This is a genomic window from Mobilicoccus pelagius NBRC 104925, assembly GCF_000247995.1.
GTDB lineage: Bacteria > Actinomycetota > Actinomycetes > Actinomycetales > Dermatophilaceae > Mobilicoccus > Mobilicoccus pelagius.
Window position 1 is genome coordinate 23,722 of sequence record NZ_BAFE01000062.1, and the last position, 19,194, is coordinate 42,915.

The 19,194-nt window shown below is 71.9% G+C and carries 14 protein-coding genes and 1 pseudogene; 10 read left to right on the forward strand and 5 right to left on the reverse strand.

Annotated elements, in window-relative coordinates:
* Positions 1–135: 135 nt before the first annotated feature.
* A complete protein-coding gene (locus MOPEL_RS10015; protein ID WP_009482787.1) occupies positions 136–1,917 on the reverse strand; it encodes a BCCT family transporter in 1,782 nt (593 codons plus the stop codon).
* Positions 1,918–2,200: 283 nt separating this feature from the next.
* Between MOPEL_RS10015 and MOPEL_RS10020 the strand changes: the two genes are divergently transcribed.
* Positions 2,201–2,623 (forward strand): pyridoxamine 5'-phosphate oxidase family protein, encoded by a 423-nt coding sequence (locus tag MOPEL_RS10020; protein WP_040633924.1) that lies wholly within the window; start codon positions 2,201–2,203, stop codon positions 2,621–2,623.
* A 148-nt stretch (positions 2,624–2,771) separates the two neighbouring features.
* The gene (locus tag MOPEL_RS10025) at positions 2,772–3,512 is read left to right on the forward strand and encodes a hypothetical protein (protein WP_141631289.1); all 741 of its coding nucleotides are present in this window, start codon (positions 2,772–2,774) and stop codon (positions 3,510–3,512) included.
* An 80-nt stretch (positions 3,513–3,592) separates the two neighbouring features.
* Here the strand turns inward: MOPEL_RS10025 and MOPEL_RS10030 are convergent, their stop codons facing one another.
* Positions 3,593–5,341, reverse strand: a complete 1,749-nt coding sequence (locus MOPEL_RS10030; RefSeq protein WP_009482790.1) for an alpha/beta-hydrolase family protein — start codon at positions 5,339–5,341, stop codon at positions 3,593–3,595.
* A 297-nt stretch (positions 5,342–5,638) separates the two neighbouring features.
* Here MOPEL_RS10030 and MOPEL_RS10035 point away from each other — a divergent pair, with 297 nt between their 5' ends.
* Genes MOPEL_RS10035 through MOPEL_RS10050 form a run of 4 tightly spaced genes read left to right on the forward strand, consistent with a single transcriptional unit; the run spans position 5,639 to position 9,934 of the window.
* Positions 5,639–6,628, forward strand: coding sequence for a hypothetical protein (locus tag MOPEL_RS10035; RefSeq protein ID WP_009482791.1), 990 nt, complete (start codon positions 5,639–5,641; stop codon positions 6,626–6,628).
* A 5-nt stretch (positions 6,629–6,633) separates the two neighbouring features.
* Complete coding sequence (locus MOPEL_RS10040) at positions 6,634–7,803, forward strand: glycosyltransferase (RefSeq protein ID WP_051992287.1); 1,170 nt, start codon at positions 6,634–6,636, stop codon at positions 7,801–7,803.
* A 23-nt stretch (positions 7,804–7,826) separates the two neighbouring features.
* Positions 7,827–9,389, forward strand: coding sequence for an alpha/beta hydrolase (locus MOPEL_RS10045; protein WP_009482793.1), 1,563 nt, complete (start codon positions 7,827–7,829; stop codon positions 9,387–9,389).
* A gap of 32 nt (positions 9,390–9,421) precedes the next feature.
* Positions 9,422–9,934 (forward strand): MerR family transcriptional regulator, encoded by a 513-nt coding sequence (locus tag MOPEL_RS10050; RefSeq protein ID WP_009482794.1) that lies wholly within the window; start codon positions 9,422–9,424, stop codon positions 9,932–9,934.
* 13 nt (positions 9,935–9,947) lie between these two features.
* Here MOPEL_RS10050 and MOPEL_RS10055 read toward each other — a convergent pair whose 3' ends face one another.
* Together MOPEL_RS10055 and MOPEL_RS10060 are read right to left on the reverse strand one after the other, a co-directional pair.
* Positions 9,948–11,258, reverse strand: a complete 1,311-nt coding sequence (locus MOPEL_RS10055) for an AAA family ATPase (protein WP_009482795.1) — start codon at positions 11,256–11,258, stop codon at positions 9,948–9,950.
* Between the two features lie 106 nt (positions 11,259–11,364).
* Entirely contained in the window at positions 11,365–13,479 is a 2,115-nt protein-coding gene (locus tag MOPEL_RS10060) for an MDR family MFS transporter (RefSeq protein ID WP_009482796.1), read from the reverse strand.
* 85 nt (positions 13,480–13,564) lie between these two features.
* Here MOPEL_RS10060 and MOPEL_RS18145 point away from each other — a divergent pair, with 85 nt between their 5' ends.
* The 4 genes from MOPEL_RS18145 (at position 13,565) to MOPEL_RS10080 (ending at position 17,760) form a co-directional block, all read left to right on the forward strand.
* Positions 13,565–14,287 (forward strand): TetR/AcrR family transcriptional regulator, encoded by a 723-nt coding sequence (locus MOPEL_RS18145; protein ID WP_009482797.1) that lies wholly within the window; start codon positions 13,565–13,567, stop codon positions 14,285–14,287.
* A gap of 203 nt (positions 14,288–14,490) precedes the next feature.
* Entirely contained in the window at positions 14,491–15,570 is a 1,080-nt protein-coding gene (locus MOPEL_RS10070; RefSeq protein WP_009482798.1) for a catalase family protein, read from the forward strand.
* 79 nt (positions 15,571–15,649) lie between these two features.
* Positions 15,650–16,375 (forward strand): hypothetical protein, encoded by a 726-nt coding sequence (locus tag MOPEL_RS10075; RefSeq protein WP_009482799.1) that lies wholly within the window; start codon positions 15,650–15,652, stop codon positions 16,373–16,375.
* The gene (locus MOPEL_RS10080) at positions 16,375–17,760 is read left to right on the forward strand and encodes a Dyp-type peroxidase (protein WP_009482800.1); all 1,386 of its coding nucleotides are present in this window, start codon (positions 16,375–16,377) and stop codon (positions 17,758–17,760) included. Before MOPEL_RS10075 ends, MOPEL_RS10080 begins: the two co-directional genes overlap by 1 nt.
* A 99-nt stretch (positions 17,761–17,859) precedes the next feature.
* On the opposite strand, the pseudogene MOPEL_RS10085 reads toward MOPEL_RS10080, so the two are convergent.
* Positions 17,860–18,944: pseudogene (locus MOPEL_RS10085) on the reverse strand (IS30 family transposase); the annotation flags it as partial.
* Positions 18,945–19,194 lie beyond the last annotated feature (250 nt).

Below are 19,194 nucleotides of genomic sequence, written 5' to 3' on the forward strand. Positions count from 1 at the left end.
CGCCGCACCGTCGGTCGTCACCGATCGCGAGGAGCCCGCCGCCCGTCGCGACACGGCCGGAGACGACGAGACCGCCGCCCCCACTCGGCGTGGGAACGGCGGTCTCGCGAGGAGCACCCGGTGGGGCGGCCCCGCCTACGGACGCACGGCGGTGGCGCCGGCGGTCCCGTCGACACCCGTCGAGGGACGCACGAAGTCGTACTCGTCGCTCTCGGCCATCTCGCGGGCGAGTTCGCGACGCAGCGCGGCCCGCTCGAGGCGGAGGGTCTGCCGGTGTTCGTCGTGGAGCGACCGGAAGATCGAGACGCACATCGCGATCATCACGAGCGAGAACGGTGCCGCGACGAGGATCGCCATCGTCTGCAGCGCACCCAACCCGTCGGTGAGCGCACCGTCGCGGGCACCCACCCAGAGGAGGACGGCCGCGATGGCGCCCTGGAGGACGCCCCAGAACACGCGGATCCACACGCGCGGCTCGGGGTCGCCGCCGGCGCTGAGCATCGCCACGACGAACGACCCGGAGTCCGCGCTCGTCACGAAGAACACGACGAGGAGCAGGAGGAACAGACCGATGAAGATCGGCGCCCCCGGCATCGTGCGGAGCATCTCGAAGAGCGCCCCCTCGGTGGCGACCGTGCCGTCGGCGCCGATGAGGCCCCCGTCGGTGAGCTGGCGGTAGATCGCCGTGCCGCCGAGGATGGAGAACCAGATGAACGTGAGCAGCGTCGGCACGAGGAGCACGCCGAGGACGAACTCACGCACCGTGCGGCCACGGGAGATGCGGGCGATGAAGATGCCGACGAACGGCGACCAGCTCATCCACCAGCCCCAGTAGTACGTCGTCCACGCACCGAGCCACGTCTCGCCCGGCTCGCCGCGGAACGGCAGGGTGCGGAAGCTCAGCTCGACGAGACGGGAGAGGTACACGCCGAGGTTCTGCACGGACTCGCGGAGGATGAACAGCGTCGGGCCGAGCACGAGCACGGCGACCATGAGCACACCCGCGAGGATGAGGTTGCCGTTGGAGAGCCACTTGATGCCGACGTCGAGGCCGCTCACGACCGACAGGAGCGCGAGCGCGGTGATGACGGCGGCAAGGGTGAGGATGACGCCGATGCCTGCCTCGCCAATGATCCCGATGTCGGTGAGGCCGGTGGCGAGCTGCACGACGCCGAAGCCGAGCGACGTCGCGACACCGAACAGCGTGCCGACGACGGCGACGACGTCGACGACGTCACCGAGACGGCCGCGCATCCGCTGACCGAAGACGGGGGCCAGAGCCCACCGGATGGAGACGGGGTAGCCCTTGCGGTGCACGGCGTACGCGACGGCGAGGCCGACGACGACGTAGATCGCCCAGGCGTGCAGACCCCAGTGGAGGAACGTCGTCGCCATCGCGTCCTGCGCGGCCGCGGCGGCGTCGACGTCCATCGTCACCTCGCCGGGGGCGGGGTTGGCGAGGTGGTTGAGCGGCTCGGCGACGCCCCAGAACACGAGGCCGATGCCCATGCCGGCGGCGAAGAGCATCGCGAACCACGACATGACGCCGTACTGCGGCTCCTCGTCGTCGCGGCCCAGGGTGACGTCGCCGTACCGGGACAGCCCGCAGTAGAGGCTGAACACGACGAACCCGGCGACGAGCAGCACGTAGTACCACCCGATGCCGTTGACGACCGCCGTGTTGATCCCCTTGAGGAACGCGTTGAAGCGCGCCGGCATGAGCGCCGCGAGGGCCACGAAGGCGAGGACGATCGCCCCGGCCGGGGCGAGGACGGGCCAGTAGGCGCCGTGCCCCGCCGCGCGCGGGTCGGGTTCGGGGTCGGACGCGCTCACGGTCTCGTCGTCGGTGAGGGCGAGCTCGCGCTCCGACGGCGGTTCTGAACCGGGCGGTGTGGGTGATGACGTGGACGAGCGCATGATCCTCCTGAAGGTGATCGGTCGAGCGGTCTTCGGCGACGCACGGGCGGCGTGCAGGCCACGGGGTCGACCTCGACCGTCGGGTCGTACCGGTGGCGTCCGCTCGAAGGGAGGCCCGGGGCGCGGACGGCGCCGCCGGAGCCGGGCGTTCACGTTCCAGGCTAGGGGGTGCCCCCTGCCCATCGAACCCGGGTGCCGTCCCCGGGCCGATGGCGGGCCCCGCTCCCCTACGCTGGACGGACCCGGCCGCGACCGGCGCGGCCACCTCCGCCGAGGACGCCCCATGCCCACCGACGTCGCCTCCCTCACCCGGGAGGAATGCTGGGAACTGCTGCAGCGCGAGGAGTTCGGCCGCCTCGCCTACGGCCTGGACGGCGAGACGTACATCGTCCCCATCAACTACGCGGTCGACGAGGGGCGGCTCGTGTTCCGCACCGCGGAGGGCAGCAAGCTGTCCGCGATCCTCCGCGGCGGCACCGTCGCGTTCGAGATCGACGACATCGGCCCCGAGTGGGCCTCGAGCGTCATCGTCCGTGGCCCGGCCGTCGAGCTTTCCGAGGAGGAGGCGCGATGGGCCGACCAGCTGCGGCTTCGCCCGTGGATCCGCTCGGAGAAGCAGCACGTCGTCGCCATCACCCCCACCGAGATGTCGGGGTTGCGCTACCGGCTCCACCGCCCGTGGCGCTCGATGATGCCCCAGCCCTGAGCCCCGGCCGTCGGCGAGCCCCGCAGGCACGGTCGTCCACATCCCGACGTCGGGGGACGACGGCGCGGCGCGCTGCTGTGGACGACGCCGTTCGGCCTCCCCACCTGCAGTGACCCTGGAGTGGTCCATACCACCCCGGGAGGTCTCCGTGTCGCCTCGCCCCACCCCCGCACCCGCGTCCACGACCGTCGATCGGCGTCTCGCTCGGCACCGCATGCCGCACCTCGGCCCGCACCTCCGCCCGGACCGCACGCGGTGTGCCTCCCCGTCCCCGCACCCGTCCCCGCATCCGACCCCACGACCGACGCCACGACCGACGCCACGGCGGGTCCCCTTCGCCGTCCCTGCGCTGTTCGCCGGGGCCGTCCTCCTCGTCGCCGGCACCCACGTCGCGGGTGCCGACCCCGGCGACGGCGCACGGAACGGTGCCTCCCCGTGTCCCGAGCTCGCACGCCGCTACGCCCCCGAGATCCCCGCGGGGTGGACCCTCGAATGCCTCTCCGCCCTCCCACCCGAGTGGTCTCAGGCGTCCGGTGGAGGCGACGTCGCCTCGGCCACTGACCGGCGGGCGCGCCGCATCGTCGTCCTCGACGGTCAGGACCCCGAGTACACCGAGGCGTCGATCGCCCACGAGATCGCCCACGCCGAGGCGACGACGTGGCCGTCCGAACTGCGGGCCGACGTCGCGACGGCACTCGGCTCCCGCACGTGGGCCGAGGGTGGGCAGGCATCCCCCATGGAGGTCTTCGCCGAGAGCGCCGTGCGGTGCCGGGGCCTGCCCACCCACGCGACGTTCCCGCTCGTCCCCTGCGAGATCGTCGAGGCCGCTCGTCGCGCCGGGGGCGCCACGGCGCCCCTGCCCGTCACCGGCACCCACCCGACGTCCTGACGGCCCTGCGTGGCGGCGCCTCCACCCGACCCGCGCTCCCATCACCCCGGCGCCCGGCGCTCCACGGGGCGGGGCTCGCCTCAGAAGACGTGGTAGTCGGCGCGCATCGCCTCCTGGATCGACCTGTAGTCCGCCATCGGATCCTTGCCGAGCACACCGGCCCAGAGCGGCACGAGGTCCTCCTGGTAGCGGTGGCCCTCACCACCGGGCACGTCGACGGAGCGGGGCATGTCGCTCGCGATCTGGCTGAACGTCACCCAAGGCATCCAGCGCATCGCCGAGGTCACCCGCGTGCTCGCCCGTTCCCGCAGCCAGTCGGGCTCCCGCCACAGCAGGTCGGGGGACCACCAGACGATGGGGTCGGTGGGGTTCTGTGCGAGCGCGACCCGGGGGGCGCGCCATTCGCCGAGGGGACGTCCGTAGAAGTCGTTGACGGAGTTCTGCCGTTCGGTGACGAACCGGATGTGGTGGCCGTCGTCGATGACGGGGGCGATCTCCGGGGAGCCGGGCTGCCGCTGCGTCGTGAGTTCCTGCCACAACCGGCTCATCCGCGGGGTGCCCGTCCACATCGCACCGTCGACGCGGCGCAGGAGGTCGTCCTTGTCGGTGAAGACGGCCTGGCCGCCGTAGGCGCCGAGGGACTCCCCCGCGATGTAGAGCTTGGGCCGGCGGCCCGGGGGTCGACGGTGCACCGCCGCCTCGACCTTGCCGAAGAGCACCTGCGCCGCCTGCTCCGCGGTGCTCTTGTCGGTGACGTAGGCGAGCGCGCTCGGCAGGTACGTGTACTGCATCGACGCGATCGCACTGTCGCCCTGGGTGAGGAACTCGACCGAGCTCGGGTGCCACTCGGGGATCCACCCCTCCCCGGCGGGCATCATCACGACGAGCACGGACCGGTCGAACGCGTGCGTCCGCTCGAGTTCGACGACGACGGCGTCGGCCGTCTCCTCGAGGGACCGGTCGCCACGCTTGCCCGCGTAGACGCGGATGGGCTCCTTGGCGGGGCGGTGCGTGACCTCCTCGATGCGGGCCCGCCGCGGCCCGTCCGCGACGACCCCCTGGCCCTGGCGTCCGAGGCTCTCCCACGTCTCCGGGGATCCCGTGCCACCCGAACGGGTCGACTCCGTCGGGGGGACGCGGCCGGGCGGCGTCTCCGCGTTGACCTCCGTCGCCTTGCGGGAGGCGGACTCCACGAAGCGGGCGAACAGCACGTCGTTCGACACGAAGACGACGAGCCACACGACGAGGACGAGCGAGACGACACCGGAGACGAGGCCCGGGAGGAACCGCCGCGAGGTCCGACGGAACAGCCGGAACAACGCCCGCAACGACCGGAAGAGAAGGAGCAGCGCACCGAAGAGCACGAGCCCCGCGACGATCCCGAGGAGATGGTCGGTCGTCGGGTAGGGCGCGGCCCGCAGGCGGCGGGCGATGTCGTCCTGGAGGACGATGCTGCGACGTACCCCGTCGAGGAGGAGGAGGGCGAGCACGAGCGCGAGGACGAGGCGCACCCACCGTGCAGCCCCCGCCCGCATCTGGACGACGAGCCCGGTCGAGCGGGCGAAGAGGCGTAGGAGCCAGGCGAGCGCGAGGCCGAGTCCGTAGCCGAGGGTGAGCGAGAGGCCGAGGTTGAACGCCGTCATCCACCACGTGCGGGGCAGGAAGCTCGGCGACAGCGCCGACAGGCCGAGCACGGTCGCGCCGAGGAGGCCGGGCCATCGCAGCCGCGCCGTGACGAGGAGGTCGCCCGCGCCCGGGGGCCGGGGGACGACGACGAGGTCGTGGGTCGCCGAGTTCGGTCCCGGGTCGTCTCCCGCCGCGTGTGCCACCCGTGCATTATCCCGACCGGGCGGGTCACCCCTCTCCCGGCGGTCCGCCCGATCCGCCCGTCGACGTGACGACTCCACGCCGGGGAGACGACGTGCAGGTGAACGGCCCGCCCCGTCCCAGGACAACGGCAGACCGTCACCCACGTCGCTGCCTAGACTGGCCGGGAAATCGGCCGGTCGTCCTCCTGGGCGACGAGGGCACCCACGGTCGCACCGCGGAAGGAGGCCGCCCTGTTCATCGCCATCGCCGTCGCACTCGCGACGATCGCCGCGGTCCTCTTCGCGATCGGCGCGACGGTGCAGTCGACCGCCGTGGGGGTGGCCGTCACGACGCATACCGCCGAGGGGCACGAGCGTCGGCTCGTCGGCGGGCGGGCGATGTCCTCCCTCCTCCGCGACCCCGCATGGCTCGGGTCGGTCGGGATCATCGTCGTCGCCGGGGTCGTCCACGCGATCGGCCTCGCGCTCGCACCGATCTCGATCGTCCAGCCCGTCGGGGTCCTCGCGATCCCGTTCGCCGTCGTCGTCGCCGCGCGACGCAGTGGTCGTGCGCCGTCCCGGTCCGTCGTGCTCGCCGTCGCCGTCACCGTCCTCGCGGTCGCCGCGTTCGTCCTCGCCGCGGCGAGCGACGGCGACAACGCCGCGCACGTCGACGCCGTCGAGGTCGCCGGGGCCGCCCTCGGCATCGGCGTCGTCGCCGCCGTCCTCGCGCTCCTCGGCTCCTTCGGCCCCCCTTGGCTGCGCTGCGTGGCCTGGGCCTCGGCCGGGGCCGTCGTCTACGGCCTCGCGTCCGCGCTGCTCCGCACCGACACGATGCTCGTCGCCCAGGGCGACCTGTTCACGTGGCACGTCCTCGGGTACACGGCGGCGATCCTCGCCCTCTACGGTGCCGGGGGGTGGATGATCCAGCACGCCCACGCGAACGGGCCGCCCGCGGTCGTCCTCGGCAGCCTCACTGTCGTCGACCCGGTCGTCGCCGTCCTCTTCGGCATCGCGTTCCTCGGTGAGGGGGCACGGCTGTCGCCGGTTCACACGACGATCATGCTCGTCTCGGGCGTCGTCGCCGCCGTCGGCGTCCTCCTCCTCGCCCGGCACCATCCGGAGGCCGGCGACGTTGCTCCTGGAGGGGCGCCGTCGTCGCCTCGTCCGACCCGGCCCGCCCGTCGCGGCGAACGGATCGACGCGGCCTCCGCCCCGATGCACCACCGCACCAGCCCGCCCGCCCGTCCCGCCACCGCGTCCGCACCGGACCACACGCAACCCACCCGAGAGGAGCACACCCCGTGAGGATCATGATCGGGTGTGACACATACCCCACCGACGTCAACGGCGCGGCCCGCTTCGCCGAGCGTCTCGCGGTCGGCCTCCACGGTCGCGGCCACGAGGTGCACGTCCTCGCCCCCTCGACCACGGGCCCGTCGGGCATCGAGGAGCGCGACGGGGTGATCGTCCACCGGGTGCGCTCGACGCGGTACCCGTTCCACGAGGAGTTCCGCGTCTGTCTGCCGTGGCACACCCGCTCGGAGGTGCGTGCCGTGCTCGAGCAGGTGCGCCCCGACGTCGTCCACGCCCAGGCGCACTTCGTCGTCGGCCGGTACACGTGCCTCGGCGCCGACGAGTTCGGCATCCCACTCGTCGCCACCAACCACTTCATGCCGGAGAACCTCACCGACCAGCTGCCGGTCCCCGTCCACGGTCGCATCGCCTCCTTCGCGTGCGGTCTCGCCTGGCGCGACCTCGCCCGGGTGTTCTCCCACGCCCAGGTCGTCACCGCCCCCACGCCGCGGGCCACCGACCTCCTCGCGAGCGAGGCGGGAATCACCGACGCGCTGCCGATCTCATGCGGCATCGATGCCGCCCCCTACGCGGCGGCCACCGAGGCGGCGCCCCCCCACGACGTGCCGCGGATCCTCTTCGTCGGCCGCCTCGACCAGGAGAAGCGCGTCGGCGAACTCATCGACGCCTGCGCCCGTCTGCGCCCCGGCACGCCGTTCGAGCTCGAGATCGTCGGGGACGGCACGATGCGCGAGAAGTGGAAGGCGCAGGTGCGCGAGCGGGGTCTCACCGACCGCACGACGTTCCGCGGGTTCGTCACGGAGTCCGAACTGCTCGAGGCGTACGGCCGCAGCGACGTCTTCTGCATGCCCGGCGTCGCCGAACTGCAGAGCCTCGTCACCCTCGAGTCGATGTCGGCGGGCAAGCCGGTCGTCGCCGCGAACGCGATGGCCCTGCCGCACCTCGTCCACCCCGGCCGCAACGGGTGGCTCTACACCCCGGGCGACGTCGACGAGCTCGCCGAGCGCCTCCAGTGCCTCCTCGACGACCCCGAGATGCGGCGGCGGATGGGACTGGCCGGGCGCGAGATCGTCCGACGCCACAGCCTCGATGAGACACTGGACCGGTTCGAGGGCCTGTACGAGCAGGTGCAGACGACGGCCGGTTTGGGGCGCCACGCGGCCTGACCCCACGGGAGGCGGTGGGCGGTATGCCGGAGGAAACGCTCGCCGGCGCCCTCGAGCGGATCGCCGACGAGCTCGCCGGGGGCCTCGCCGACGCGCGCCTCGCGCACGAGGCCGTCACCCGGCTGCCCCGCCGGCTCGACTCCCTCGGTGACGAGATCCTCGCCGGACGCACCCGCGTCGAACTCCTCTGGGCGGAACGCCTCGTCACCGACCTGAGGCTCGAGGCCGCCGCGGTGCGTCGACGGGCCCCGCGGCTCGCCCTCAGCGGGGCGCCCCTACCCCCACGGCCCCCGGACGACGACCCCGAGGTCGTCGCGGCCTGGTGGGCGGCCATGACGGAGCAGGAACGGGAGGACGTGCTCCTCTCGGACCCGGTGTTCGTCGGCGGCGCCGACGGGCTTCCCCTGGCGGTTCGCCACCGCGCCAACCTCCGCGTCCTCGACGACGAGATCGAGCGGCGTCGCAGTGCCGGGCACCGCCCGGGCACCGGCGCCGACGGCGGCATTCCCTGGATCGGCGGGATCGGCACCGCCGGCACGACGGGCGGCACCGACGCGGGCGACGACGTCGACGCGGAGGAGCTGCTCCAACGCGAACGCGACTCGAGCGACCTGCGCGGGCTGCTCAAGCTGCGGGCCGTCCTCGACCCGCAGACCGCGACGGACGACTGGGCCGACGACCGGATCCGCGAGGACCTCGACCGCATCACGACACCGGTCGCGCATCGGTGGTGCTACCTCCTCGACGCGAGCTCCCATCCTCTGCGGGCGGCCGTGCTCCTCGGCGACCTCGACACGGCCGACCGGGTCGTCCTCCACGTGCCCGGCGCGACGACGAGCCTCGACCTGCGACTCCTCCGCGAGATGGCGTGGATGTCGAACCTCCGCGCCGAGGCCGGCCGGTACGTGGGCGCCGTGAGGGTCGCGGTCCTCGACTGGATCGGCTACCAGACCCCCCAGGACATCGCCGTGCGGCGCCCACTGGGGGACTCCGGCGTGCCGCTGCTCCTCCCCGGCCAGGCCGCCGACCCCCACTACGCGCAGGAGGCCGTCCCCGACCTCGTGCGGTGCGCCGAGGGGCTCCGCACGGTCTGCCTGCCCGGCACGCGGCTCACCGGCTCCGGGCACTCCTACGGCGGATCCGTCCTCGGTCTCGGCCTCGCGGCGACCGGCGTCTTCGACGCCGCGGCCGTCGCCGGCTGCCCGGGACTTTTCACGACCGACGTCGCCACCCTCCACGTTCCGGAGGGCGAGGTGTACGCGGCGGCCGCCCCCGGGGACCTCGTCGCCCTCCTCGGCGTCTTCGGCGCCCCGACGCACCAGGTCGCGGGGATCCGTTCGCTCTCGACCCGGACCCGCCCCGTCGTCCACCCGGACGGCTCCCGCGCGTTGCTCCTGCCCGTCTTCGGGCACGAGTCCTACTACAACCTCGGATCGGTCACCCTCCACGGCATCGGGGCGGTCGTCGCCGGCGCCACCGCGCAGGTGCGCGCGACCCGACGCGAGGGCCGCGGCGGCGGAACCGGTGGAGAGTCCGAGGGTGCGGGGCTCCTCCCGCCTCCACCGCCGGACGGCCCCACCCCCTAGACTGAGCGGTCGTACATCGGGGAGGTCGACTCGTGAAGAGCGAAGAACGTGCAGGGACGTCGAAGGGGACGACGCCCCGCCACACACCGGGCTACGTCACCCCGCCCGAACGCGGGCTCGCAGGCGCCGAGATGCGTGACGTCGATCCCGTCCCCCGCTTCCGCATCGGGGAGGTCGCCGCACGCATCGGCCTGTCCCTGCGGAGCATCCGGTACTACGAGGAAACGGGGCTCATCACGCCGAGCGCGCGCACGAGCGGCGGGTTCCGCATGTACTCCGAGGTCGACGTCCAACGTCTCCTCACGATCATGCAGATGAAGCCCCTCGGTTTCACCCTCGAACGGATGCGGGAGATCCTCGCCGACCTCGACGTGTTGCGGGATCCCGACGGCACCGACGAGGCCCGCCGCGAAGCGCACTCCCGCCTCGACGATCTCAACAGCGAGATGCACGCCGCCCTCGTCGACCTCGCGCAGCAGCTCGAGATCGCGACGCAGTTCACCTCTCGGCTCGACGACGAGCTCGCCGAGTTCCCCGGCGCCTGACGCGATCCGCCCGTCAACGGGGCGAGGACATCCAGGCGCCGTGGTCCGGGCCGGCGGGGGCTCCCGGCCCGCCGGGGTCGCCGCGGCGGGCGGCGAGGTATTCGCGCAGTCCCACGTAGGACGTGTGGTCGGCGACGACGGCCGTCTCCCGGGAGGCGGTGTCGAGCCATTCCTGCGCCGAGGGGGGCTGCTCGGCGAGCGCGGCGAGGACGTCCTGGGTAGTCACCGTGTCGGTACGCATCTCGGCGAGGCGCACCGCTGCGGCGAGGTCGCGGCCTGAGTACCCGCGGGACCTGCGAGCGACCTGCGCGATGTCGACCTCGGGATGCTCGCCGAGCTGCTGGTGGAGGACGACCTCACGCGTCGTCCGATCCGGGGGCAGGACGAGCAGCGACTGCTCGAGCCGGCCGGGACGACGGAGGATGGGGTCGACCTCCCACGGCGCGTTCGTCGTGCCCATCACCGTGATGCCGAGGTTGCCCTCCGGGCCCTTGTCGAGCTCGGCCGCGAGCGCGTTGACACTGCGCCCCGCCGCACCGCGCCGTTCACCCGACCGGGCGCCGCCGAGGAACTCGATGCCGACGAGGCAGAGGACGACGGGGGCCTGATCACGGGCGGCCTGGAACACGGCGGCGATCTCGTCGACCTGCTCCTCGTGGGAGAGACCGTCGAACGTCACCGAGAGGAATCGGGCGTCGAGCTCACCGGCCGTGGCGCGGGCGAGGAACGTCTTGCCGCACCCGGGCGGCCCGTAGAGGAGGACCCCTCCGGTGCGGCTCTGCCGGTAGAGGCGCCTCAGCTCGGGGTTGCGCATCGGGGCGAGGACGGCGGCCTCGAGCCGCTCCTTGGCGATGTCCATGCCGCCGATGTCGGCGAGGGTGACGTTGACGCGTTCGGCCCACAGGTCCTCGCGCTCCTCGGGCCCCTCGGGCTGCTCGGACCGCGTGGGGTCCCGCGGGTCGGGGAGTGCGTCGTCCGTCCCCCCGGCGTCGGGGAGCGGGAGGGGGGCGCCGTAGGCGGCCGCGGCCTGGGCGGCCCCCGAGGACTGAGTGGGAGACGCGGGGGGCGTGGCCTGCGCGGGGGACGCGGAGGCGGGCGCGGTGGACGGGGTGGCGGGAGGGGGCGTGGGGACCCCGAGCAACTCACGCATCATCACCCGGGGCGCCTCGGCGAGGGGGTCCACGGAGAGTGCCGCGCCGCAGTGGCGGATCGCCTCGGTCGTCTCCCCGTGCTCCCGGAGGAGGTCGACGAGGTGCAGACGCAACGTGACGTCCGTCGGCGCGGATTCCGCGGCGGCCAGGAGACTCGCGAGGAGCGGTTGCATGGGCACGTTCTCAGGCTAAGGCCGGGACGCCCCGATTCCCCTACGGTCTCAGGTGCATTCGATGCCGGGCCGGTCGCTGTGTGCGACCGGGCCCGGTGACGGGGGGTCAGGCCCGACTGCGGTGGAGATCGACGAGGAGTGCCGCGGTGAGGTCGGTGCCGACGTGCCCGAGGGAGTCGAGGTCGACGCCTTCGTATCGCCGGCGCACGCTCGGCGACTCACCGCCGGGGGTGTTCTGCCCCGCCTCGGCGGCCGCGGCGGCGAGGGTGTCGCGCAGCTCGGACGAGAGGACACCACCGCGACGTTCGCCGACGCGGGCCACCTCGAGGGCGTACCGCTCGGCGTTCGCGGCGACCTTGGCGTCCTCGGTGAGGAGCATGTGGGCGGTGCGCTCGAGCAGCGCGATGCCACGGTTGACGTCGCCCTCCCCGAGGTCGGCGACGCCGCGTCGGAGGAGGGGGAACTCGTCGCCCGTCGCGCGGATCGCGAGGTTCTGCAGTTCGAGGCCGAGGAGGCGTTCCTTAGTCCGGGCGTCGCTCTCTCGGCGCGCTCGGGCGAGGCGCTCGTCGTCGGCGCTCGACTGCGCCATGCCGTCGAGCAGCTCACGACCCGCATCCTCCGGGCCCGAGCCCAGCGTGTCCCGCAGCGGGACCTGCTTGATGAGCAGCGTGGCGAGGAACACGAGCGCGACGAGCGGGAGCCCGACGACGAACACCGCATGGAGGGAGTCGGCGAGGCCCTGCCGGACGGCGAGGGCCACCGGCGCGGGCAGCTTCGCGAGGACGGAGGGGTCGAGGACGGCACCTGCGTCGAGTCCGCCCGCGGGCATCTTCGCGGCCGCCTGCGGCGGGAGGTGACTCGCGATCGCGTCGCCCATCCTCGACGTCATGATCGTGCCGAAGACGGCGATGCCGATCGTCGACCCGACGTTGCGGAAGAACTGCGTCGCCGCCGTCGCGACACCAAGGTCGGCCCGCGGGACGATGTTCTGCACGACGAGCGTGTAGACCTGCATGCTGATGCCGAGCCCGGCGCCGAGGACGACCATCGCGATCGTGAGGTCGAGGTTCTCCGAGCCGTAGTGCAGCCGCGTGAGCATCCAATACCCGATGCCGAGGACGAGAACGCCGAGGAGGGTCTGCTCCTTGTACCGGCCGGTGCGGGTGATGACCATGCCGGCGATGATCGACAGGCCGATCATCGTCACGCTCATCGGCATGAGGATGAGACCGGACTGCGTCGCGTCGACCCCGAGGACGCCCTGGGCGTAGACGGGGATGTAGATGAGCGCCCCGAACATGAGCATCGAGACGCCGAAGCTCGCGATGTTGCTGAACGTGAACACCGAACTACGGAACAGACGCAGCGGGATGACCGGCTCGGCGGCCCTGTTCTCGACGAGGACGAAGAGCACGAGGCCGATGGTGCCCGCGACGTAGAGCCCGATGATGCGGCCCGAGTCCCACGCCCACGTCGTGCCGCCGAGCGACGTCGCGAGGAGCAGCGCGAGGAGCGTAACGGTGAGGACGACGATGCCGGCCCAGTCGATCTTCGCGTCGCGACGCTCGTGCTCGAGGTGGAGGAAGCGGAAGATCGCGCCGAAGGCGAGGATGCCGACGGGGAGGCTGACGTAGAAGAGCCAGCGCCAGCCCCAGTGGTCCGTGACGAAGCCGCCGACGAGCGGGCCGACGATGGAGCTCACGCCGAACATCGCGCCCATGACGCCCTGGTACTTGCCACGGGCACGGGGCGGGATGATGTCGCCGATGATCGTCTGAGAGAGCGGCATGAGCGTGCCCATGCCGACACCCTGGACGGCGCGGGCGAAGACGAGGAACCAGAAGTTCTGGCTCATTCCGGCGAGGACCGAACCGAGCATGAAGACGAGCAGGCCGCCGAGGTAGAACGGCCGACGCCCGTAGAGGTCGGACAGCTTGCCGACGATCGGCACGGTGATGGCCGAGACGAGCATCGCCGAGGTGGCGAGCCAGGAGTAGTGCTCCATGCCGCCGAGCTCGGCGACGATGCGCGGCATCGCGGGCGAGACGATGGTCTGGCTGATCGAGGAGACCAGCATGCCGAGCATGAGGCCGATGAACACCCGCTTGCCTGCGGGGTCGAGCGAGAACGGCCTGGGCTCCGTGGAGTTCGCCGTCGTGTCGGTGCCGGGGCGACCGGTCTGCGTCGCGCGTTCCGGCGCGCTCGGGTTACTCGTTGTCACGTCACCAGAGTACGCACGGGTTACAGTCACTGCAAGTTTGCATCGGATGCATAATGGTGACCCATCCATCGAGAAGGGGCCCTTCGTGACCGACACCCCCGGACTCGCACCCGACACCCCCCGGATCCACGCCGTCGACGACCTCACCGACGGCGAGAGCCTGCGCGCCCGCAAGAAGAAGCTCACCCGGCGCGCGATCCACGAGGCCGCCCTCCACCTCGTCACCGAACGCGGCCTCGACCACGTCACGGCCGAGGAGATCGCCGCCACCGCGGGCGTCTCGGCGCGGACGTTCTTCAACTACTTCCCCACGAAGGACGCGGCGGTGCTCGGCCTGCCGCCCGACCTCCCCGAGCTCCTCGGTCGCGCGCTCCTCGACCGCCCCGCCGACGAGGACCTCTTCACCGCACTCACCGCGATCGTGCGCGGGTGGTTCGTGCGCATGGACGAGGATCCCCTGCGCGACATGCGCCGCACGGTCGTAGGTCGCGACCCACGCCTCGGCGCGGCGATGGTCGGAGCGAATCGGGAGGTCGAGTCCGCCCTCGTGCGCGCCGCCGCGGAACGAGAGGCACAGCGCGGCACGCACGTCCCCGACCAGGCGCCCGACGGACTCGGTGACCTGTGGATTCGGGTCACCGTCTCCTCCGTCATCGGGGCGGCGCGCGCCACCTACGTCCACGTCCAGCAGCACGCGGGTGCACACGATCCCTCGACGCAGGGGCGGCGGTTCGCCACGGCCCTCACGCAGGCCTTCCACCTCCTCGCCCACGGCCTCGACGATCGGGCGAAGACCCCCGTCGGCTGAGCGCTCGGCGGTGCCGCCGACCCCGCCGTCGACCGCCCACCGCACGCCCGCCACCCCTCCCCAGGAGGCGGGGCGTCGTCGTCTCGGATCGCCGGATCCGCCTACACGGGAGAGCATGGATCGGGGTCGCACCCTTGACCCTTTCCAGTAACTGAGTATACTCAATATTGAACTCACTCATTATGTTATCGAGGAGGCACCACATGGAACCCATCCGGTACCGCGACGACATCGAGGTCCCCGCCCCCGACGAGGAGGCCACCGTCCGCCGCATCGTCGAGCGCATGGGTGCGACGCAGGCCCAGAACGCCGCCCACCACCGCCACGCCCACCGCGACGCGCATGCCAAGAGTCACGCCGTCGTCAAGGGTCACCTCAAGGTGCACGAGGGCCTGCCCGCCGAGCTGGCGCAGGGCATCTTCGCCGAGCCCCGCACCTACGAGGTCGTCGCCCGTCTCTCGTCGGCCCCCGGCGACATCCACACCGACGAGATCCCCGCGCCGCGCGGGTTCGCCCTCAAGGTCATCGGGGTCGACGGCGAGCGCCTGTCCCCCGAGTTGGGCGGCCACAACCAGGACTTCCTCATGGTCAACTTCCCGACGCTCGCGTTCGGGACGGTGAACAAGTACGAGGACATGCTCGACATCCTCGAGAAGAACGCCGGCAACCCGGCCGCGGCGCAGAAGGCCGTCGCCGCCGCCGCGCGGGGCGTCGAGAAGCTCGTCACCGGCCTGGGCCGCAAGCCCGACGCCACCGTGCAGGGCCTGGCGAACGACAACTCGCACATGCTCGGCGAGACGTACTACACGCAGGCCGCGCTGCGCTACGGCGACCACGTCGCCAAGATGTCGATTGCGCCGACCGGTGAGGTCGCCGAGCTGACGGGCAAGGACGTGGGCGACGAGTTCGACGCCATGCGCACCGCCGTCGCGCGGCACTTCATGACGAAGGGCGCGTCGTACGAGATGCGCGCGCAGCTGTGCACCGACCTGAACGAGATGCCCGTCGAGGACGCGGCCGTGCTGTGGGACGAGGAGACGTCCCCGTTCCGGACCGTCGCGACGCTGACGTTCGAGGCGCAGGACGTGTACAGCCCGGCCCGCCGCGTCGCCGGCGACGATGAGCTCGCGTTCAACCCGTGGAACGGCGTCGAGGCGCACCGCCCGCTCGGGTCGATCATGCGCGTCCGCAAGGCCGCCTACGACGCGTCGTCGAAGCGGCGCCACGACATGAACGTCGTCGAGCGGCGCGAGCCCGAGTCGCTGGCCGACATCGCCGACTGACACCGGACGTCCCACCACCCCCACCGATCGCACCACACCGTCCGGACCTGGTCCGGACACGCGAAGGAGGACCCCAGACATGAGCGAGAACAACGAGAAGAACGAGAGCGGCCGGGGCAAGCGCGACCCGCGCCTGCAGGACGAGAACCGCATCGAGGAGTTCCGGCGCCTCGTCAAGGAGATCGCCGAGGACGCCCCGGCCGTGGCCCAGATGGGCCTCGAGGCGCTCATGGCCGACCGCGACCCGCAGATCGACGGCACCGACGACTCCGCCGGCCGCGTCGGACGCCAGTCCGGCAACGTGTCGGAGCTGACCGCCATCGCCGACCTCAAGCCGGGCGGCGCCGATCGCCTGCGTCGGCTGTTCACGCTGACCGGCGGCAACTTCGACGGCGCCCAGCGCGTCTCGACGCTGCACGACATGCGGTTCGTGTTCCTGGACGACGACACCCGCATCCTGTTCGCCACCGCGTACGACGGCGACTGGGACACTTACATCAGCGACTTCGCGACGAAGATCCCCGAGCTGATGGACCTGATCTTCGCGAACGTCGAGGGCTGGCCGGGTATCGATTCTCCCAAGGTCAAGGACTACATCGCGGACCACCAGATCGACGCCGCCGCCTGGTTCGTCGCCAACCCGCAGGTCACCGTCGTCGACGTGCGCCGCTACCAGCGCATGGAGCGCGCGCTCGACACGTTCCTCGACAAGATGGCCGCCAACGAGGGCATGGATCCGACGACCCGCAAGGCGCTGACGGAGCTGTCCGACGCGATCGCGATCCCCGAGAAGGTGGACTACTGATGGCCTTCGAGTACCTCAAGGAGCTGCGCAAGCGGTTCCGCCGCGAGAACGTCACGCTGGAGCTGGACGACATCCAGTCGCTCATCCTGCGGTCGCGTCCCGAGCCGTACGTCGGCATCCACGCCGGCCTGCGGGTCGACACCCCCGAGGGTGGCCGCGCCGTGCTGGGCCGGCTCGTCGAGCACGTCCCGTCGGCGCACGACTGGACCGGGGACCTGCACGCGTGGACCGGCGTCGCGATCAGCCACGCCGGGCTCGAGGCCCTGGGCCTGCCGAAGGAGTCGCTCGACAGCTTCCCCCTGCCGTTCCGGCAGGGCATGGCGGCCCGCGCCGGGCAGCTCCTGGACACCGGCGAGAACGCCCCGGAGACGTGGGAGGACTTCTACAAGAACGACTCCCTGCACATCGCCGTGACGATCTACGCCGACTCGGAGGAGTACCTGGAGCAGGCCGTCGAGAAGGCGCTGGGCTACCTGGAGGAGATCGACGGGGTCACGCTGCTCGGCACGCACGCGTTCGGTGCGCCCGACGCGGCCAACCCGTTCGGCTACCACGACTCGCTCAGCCAGCCGCTCGTCGCCGGCGCCGGCGTCGAGGCCCTGCCGGGTCAGGACCGCGCCATCGCGGCGGGCGAGTTCATCCTGGGCGAGGACAGCGAGACCGGGTCGCCCGTGGCCATGCCGTCACCGGACGTGCTGGGCCGCAACGGCTCGTTCGTCGTGCTGCGCAAGTACGACAGCCGGGTCGGCGCCTGGAACGACTTCCTGCGCGAGAACGCCAAGGAGGACACCCAGGAGTCCCGCGACGCCCTGGGCGCCAAGCTCGTCGGCCGCTGGCGTTCCGGTGCCCCGCTCGTCCTCTCACCCGACGAGGACGACGTCGAGCTCGGCATGGACGACAAGCGCAACAACGACTTCGACTACTCCGACGACCGCCGTGGCCTCATGTGCCCGCACTCGGCGCACTCGCGGCGCATGAACCCCCGCGGCAGCGAGCTGACGATCCTCACGGACGAGAACATCCACCGGATCATCCGCCGCTCCTCGACGTTCGGCCCCGAGTGGGACCCGGACCTCACCGCGGCGGACGACAAGGACGACGAACGCGGCCTGTTCTTCATCTTCATCAGCGCCCGCGCATACGACACCGTCGAGTTCCTGCAGCAGGAGTGGATCAACCGCGGCAACTTCGTCGACCTGGGCACGGAGCGCGACCCCGTGGTCGGACTGCACGAGGAGCCCGGCACGTTCACCATCCCGGACCGCCCCGTCCGCACACGCGTCGACGGCATCACGACATACAACCGCCTGCGCGGCGGCGAGTACATGTTCATGCCGTCGCTCACCGCCCTGCGGTGGATCGCCGACGCGAGCTGGGAGGACTGACCCCTACCCCCGCGGCGGTCGCACGACGGACCCCACACGACGAGGCCCCCCCCGCCGGAATGGCGGTTTCAAGGGGTCCCCGCAACACCTGATGGTTGAGACGGTTGTCAGTAGATCACGCAGACGCTCGGCTGGGGTCGCCCAGCCGAGCGTTCTGCGTGGTCGGCCGTTGAGTTGTCGGGCGACGTGTCCAGGTCCTCCGGGCCGTGGACGGACAGGTCGCTGCCCTTGGGGAAGTACTGCCGCAGTAAGCCGTTGGTGTTCTCGTTGCTGCCTCGCTGCCAGGGCGAGCGCGGGTCGCAGACGTACACCGGCACCCCGGTCGCGACGCTGAACTGGCAGTGGGCGGCCGTTTCACAGCCCTGGTCCCAGGTCAGCGGCCCCTGCAGGTGCGCCGGCAGGGACCCGATCAGCGGGATCAGCACATCGCGGACTTGCTGCCCGGGCCCACGATCGGGTCTCCTTCCCAATGCCCGGCACGGCACGGTCCTCCACCTCGGTGGGCCGGTCGCTGATCATGACCATCTCATCGACGAACCGGGGCGTGCGCTGCCCCGGCGGCCGGTGGGGTTCACGCCGGGTACGTCCGGTGCGCAACGCGGCAGCGACCTCCGGTTTCAGGCCGCCGCAGGCTTGGACGTAGAACGCCTGGTAGATCGTCTCGTGACTCACCCGCATAGCCTCATCGCCAGGGAAGTCGTCGACCAGTACGGCGGCGATCTGCGGCGGGGACCACCGCAGGTTCGGTTTGTCCTGGGCGTCGGTCCGCAACCGTCCTGGCGTGGCGAGTTTGGTCGCCTTCGGCCGGGCCCGCGACGCCGCCCACGCCCGCTGCGCCTCATGCGGCCGGTAGCGGCCATCAGCGCTGCTGCGGGCGTCCAGCTCACGTCCGACCGTGGATGCGGACCGGCCCAGTGTCCGCCCGATCGCCCGCAGAGAGGCACCTTCACGACGCAGATCGGCGATGCGTTCCCGTTCCGGCAAGGTCAGGAACCGTGGATCGAGGCGGGCCTCGATCGCGAGGATCGAAGGGCCGGGGTCGGCCAGGGCGACGAAAGTGGCACACCGGGGGTGTGGTCCACCTTGCGCCCATCGGGATAGGTCCGCGACGTGCCGGTCTTACGGACCCCGTAGTCCCAGTCCCCGCAGGCCGGCCTGCCTGACGCAGCCACCCATGAGCACATTTCTCATTCGCCCCGACCGCCCGCGCAGCCGCGCGCACGTTCCAGTCATGCTCGTCCACCGCAGCGAAGAACGCCGCCTTCACCTCCACCAACGACACGGTCCTCGCAACTCCTGAACTCCAGGGTGTTGCGAGGACCGCTAGAACCCGCCAATCCCGGTGGGGGTCTCGTCGTGTGTGCGAGTGGGACTCACCCAGGAGGTGTGGTCCGGGCGCCGTCCCGTCCTGGAAGGCGACGACCCGAGGGCCGG

Coding starts and splice junctions, on each gene's coding strand:
- MOPEL_RS10015 (WP_009482787.1), bottom strand. CDS start 1,917: ATGCGCTCGTCCACGTCATCACCCACACCGCCCGGTTCAGAACCGCCG.
- MOPEL_RS10020 (WP_040633924.1), top strand. CDS start 2,201: ATGCCCACCGACGTCGCCTCCCTCACCCGGGAGGAATGCTGGGAACTG.
- MOPEL_RS10040 (WP_051992287.1), top strand. CDS start 6,634: ATGATCGGGTGTGACACATACCCCACCGACGTCAACGGCGCGGCCCGC.
- MOPEL_RS10045 (WP_009482793.1), top strand. CDS start 7,827: ATGCCGGAGGAAACGCTCGCCGGCGCCCTCGAGCGGATCGCCGACGAG.
- MOPEL_RS10055 (WP_009482795.1), bottom strand. CDS start 11,258: ATGCAACCGCTCCTCGCGAGTCTCCTGGCCGCCGCGGAATCCGCGCCG.
- MOPEL_RS10070 (WP_009482798.1), top strand. CDS start 14,491: ATGGAACCCATCCGGTACCGCGACGACATCGAGGTCCCCGCCCCCGAC.
- MOPEL_RS10075 (WP_009482799.1), top strand. CDS start 15,650: ATGAGCGAGAACAACGAGAAGAACGAGAGCGGCCGGGGCAAGCGCGAC.
- MOPEL_RS10080 (WP_009482800.1), top strand. CDS start 16,375: ATGGCCTTCGAGTACCTCAAGGAGCTGCGCAAGCGGTTCCGCCGCGAG.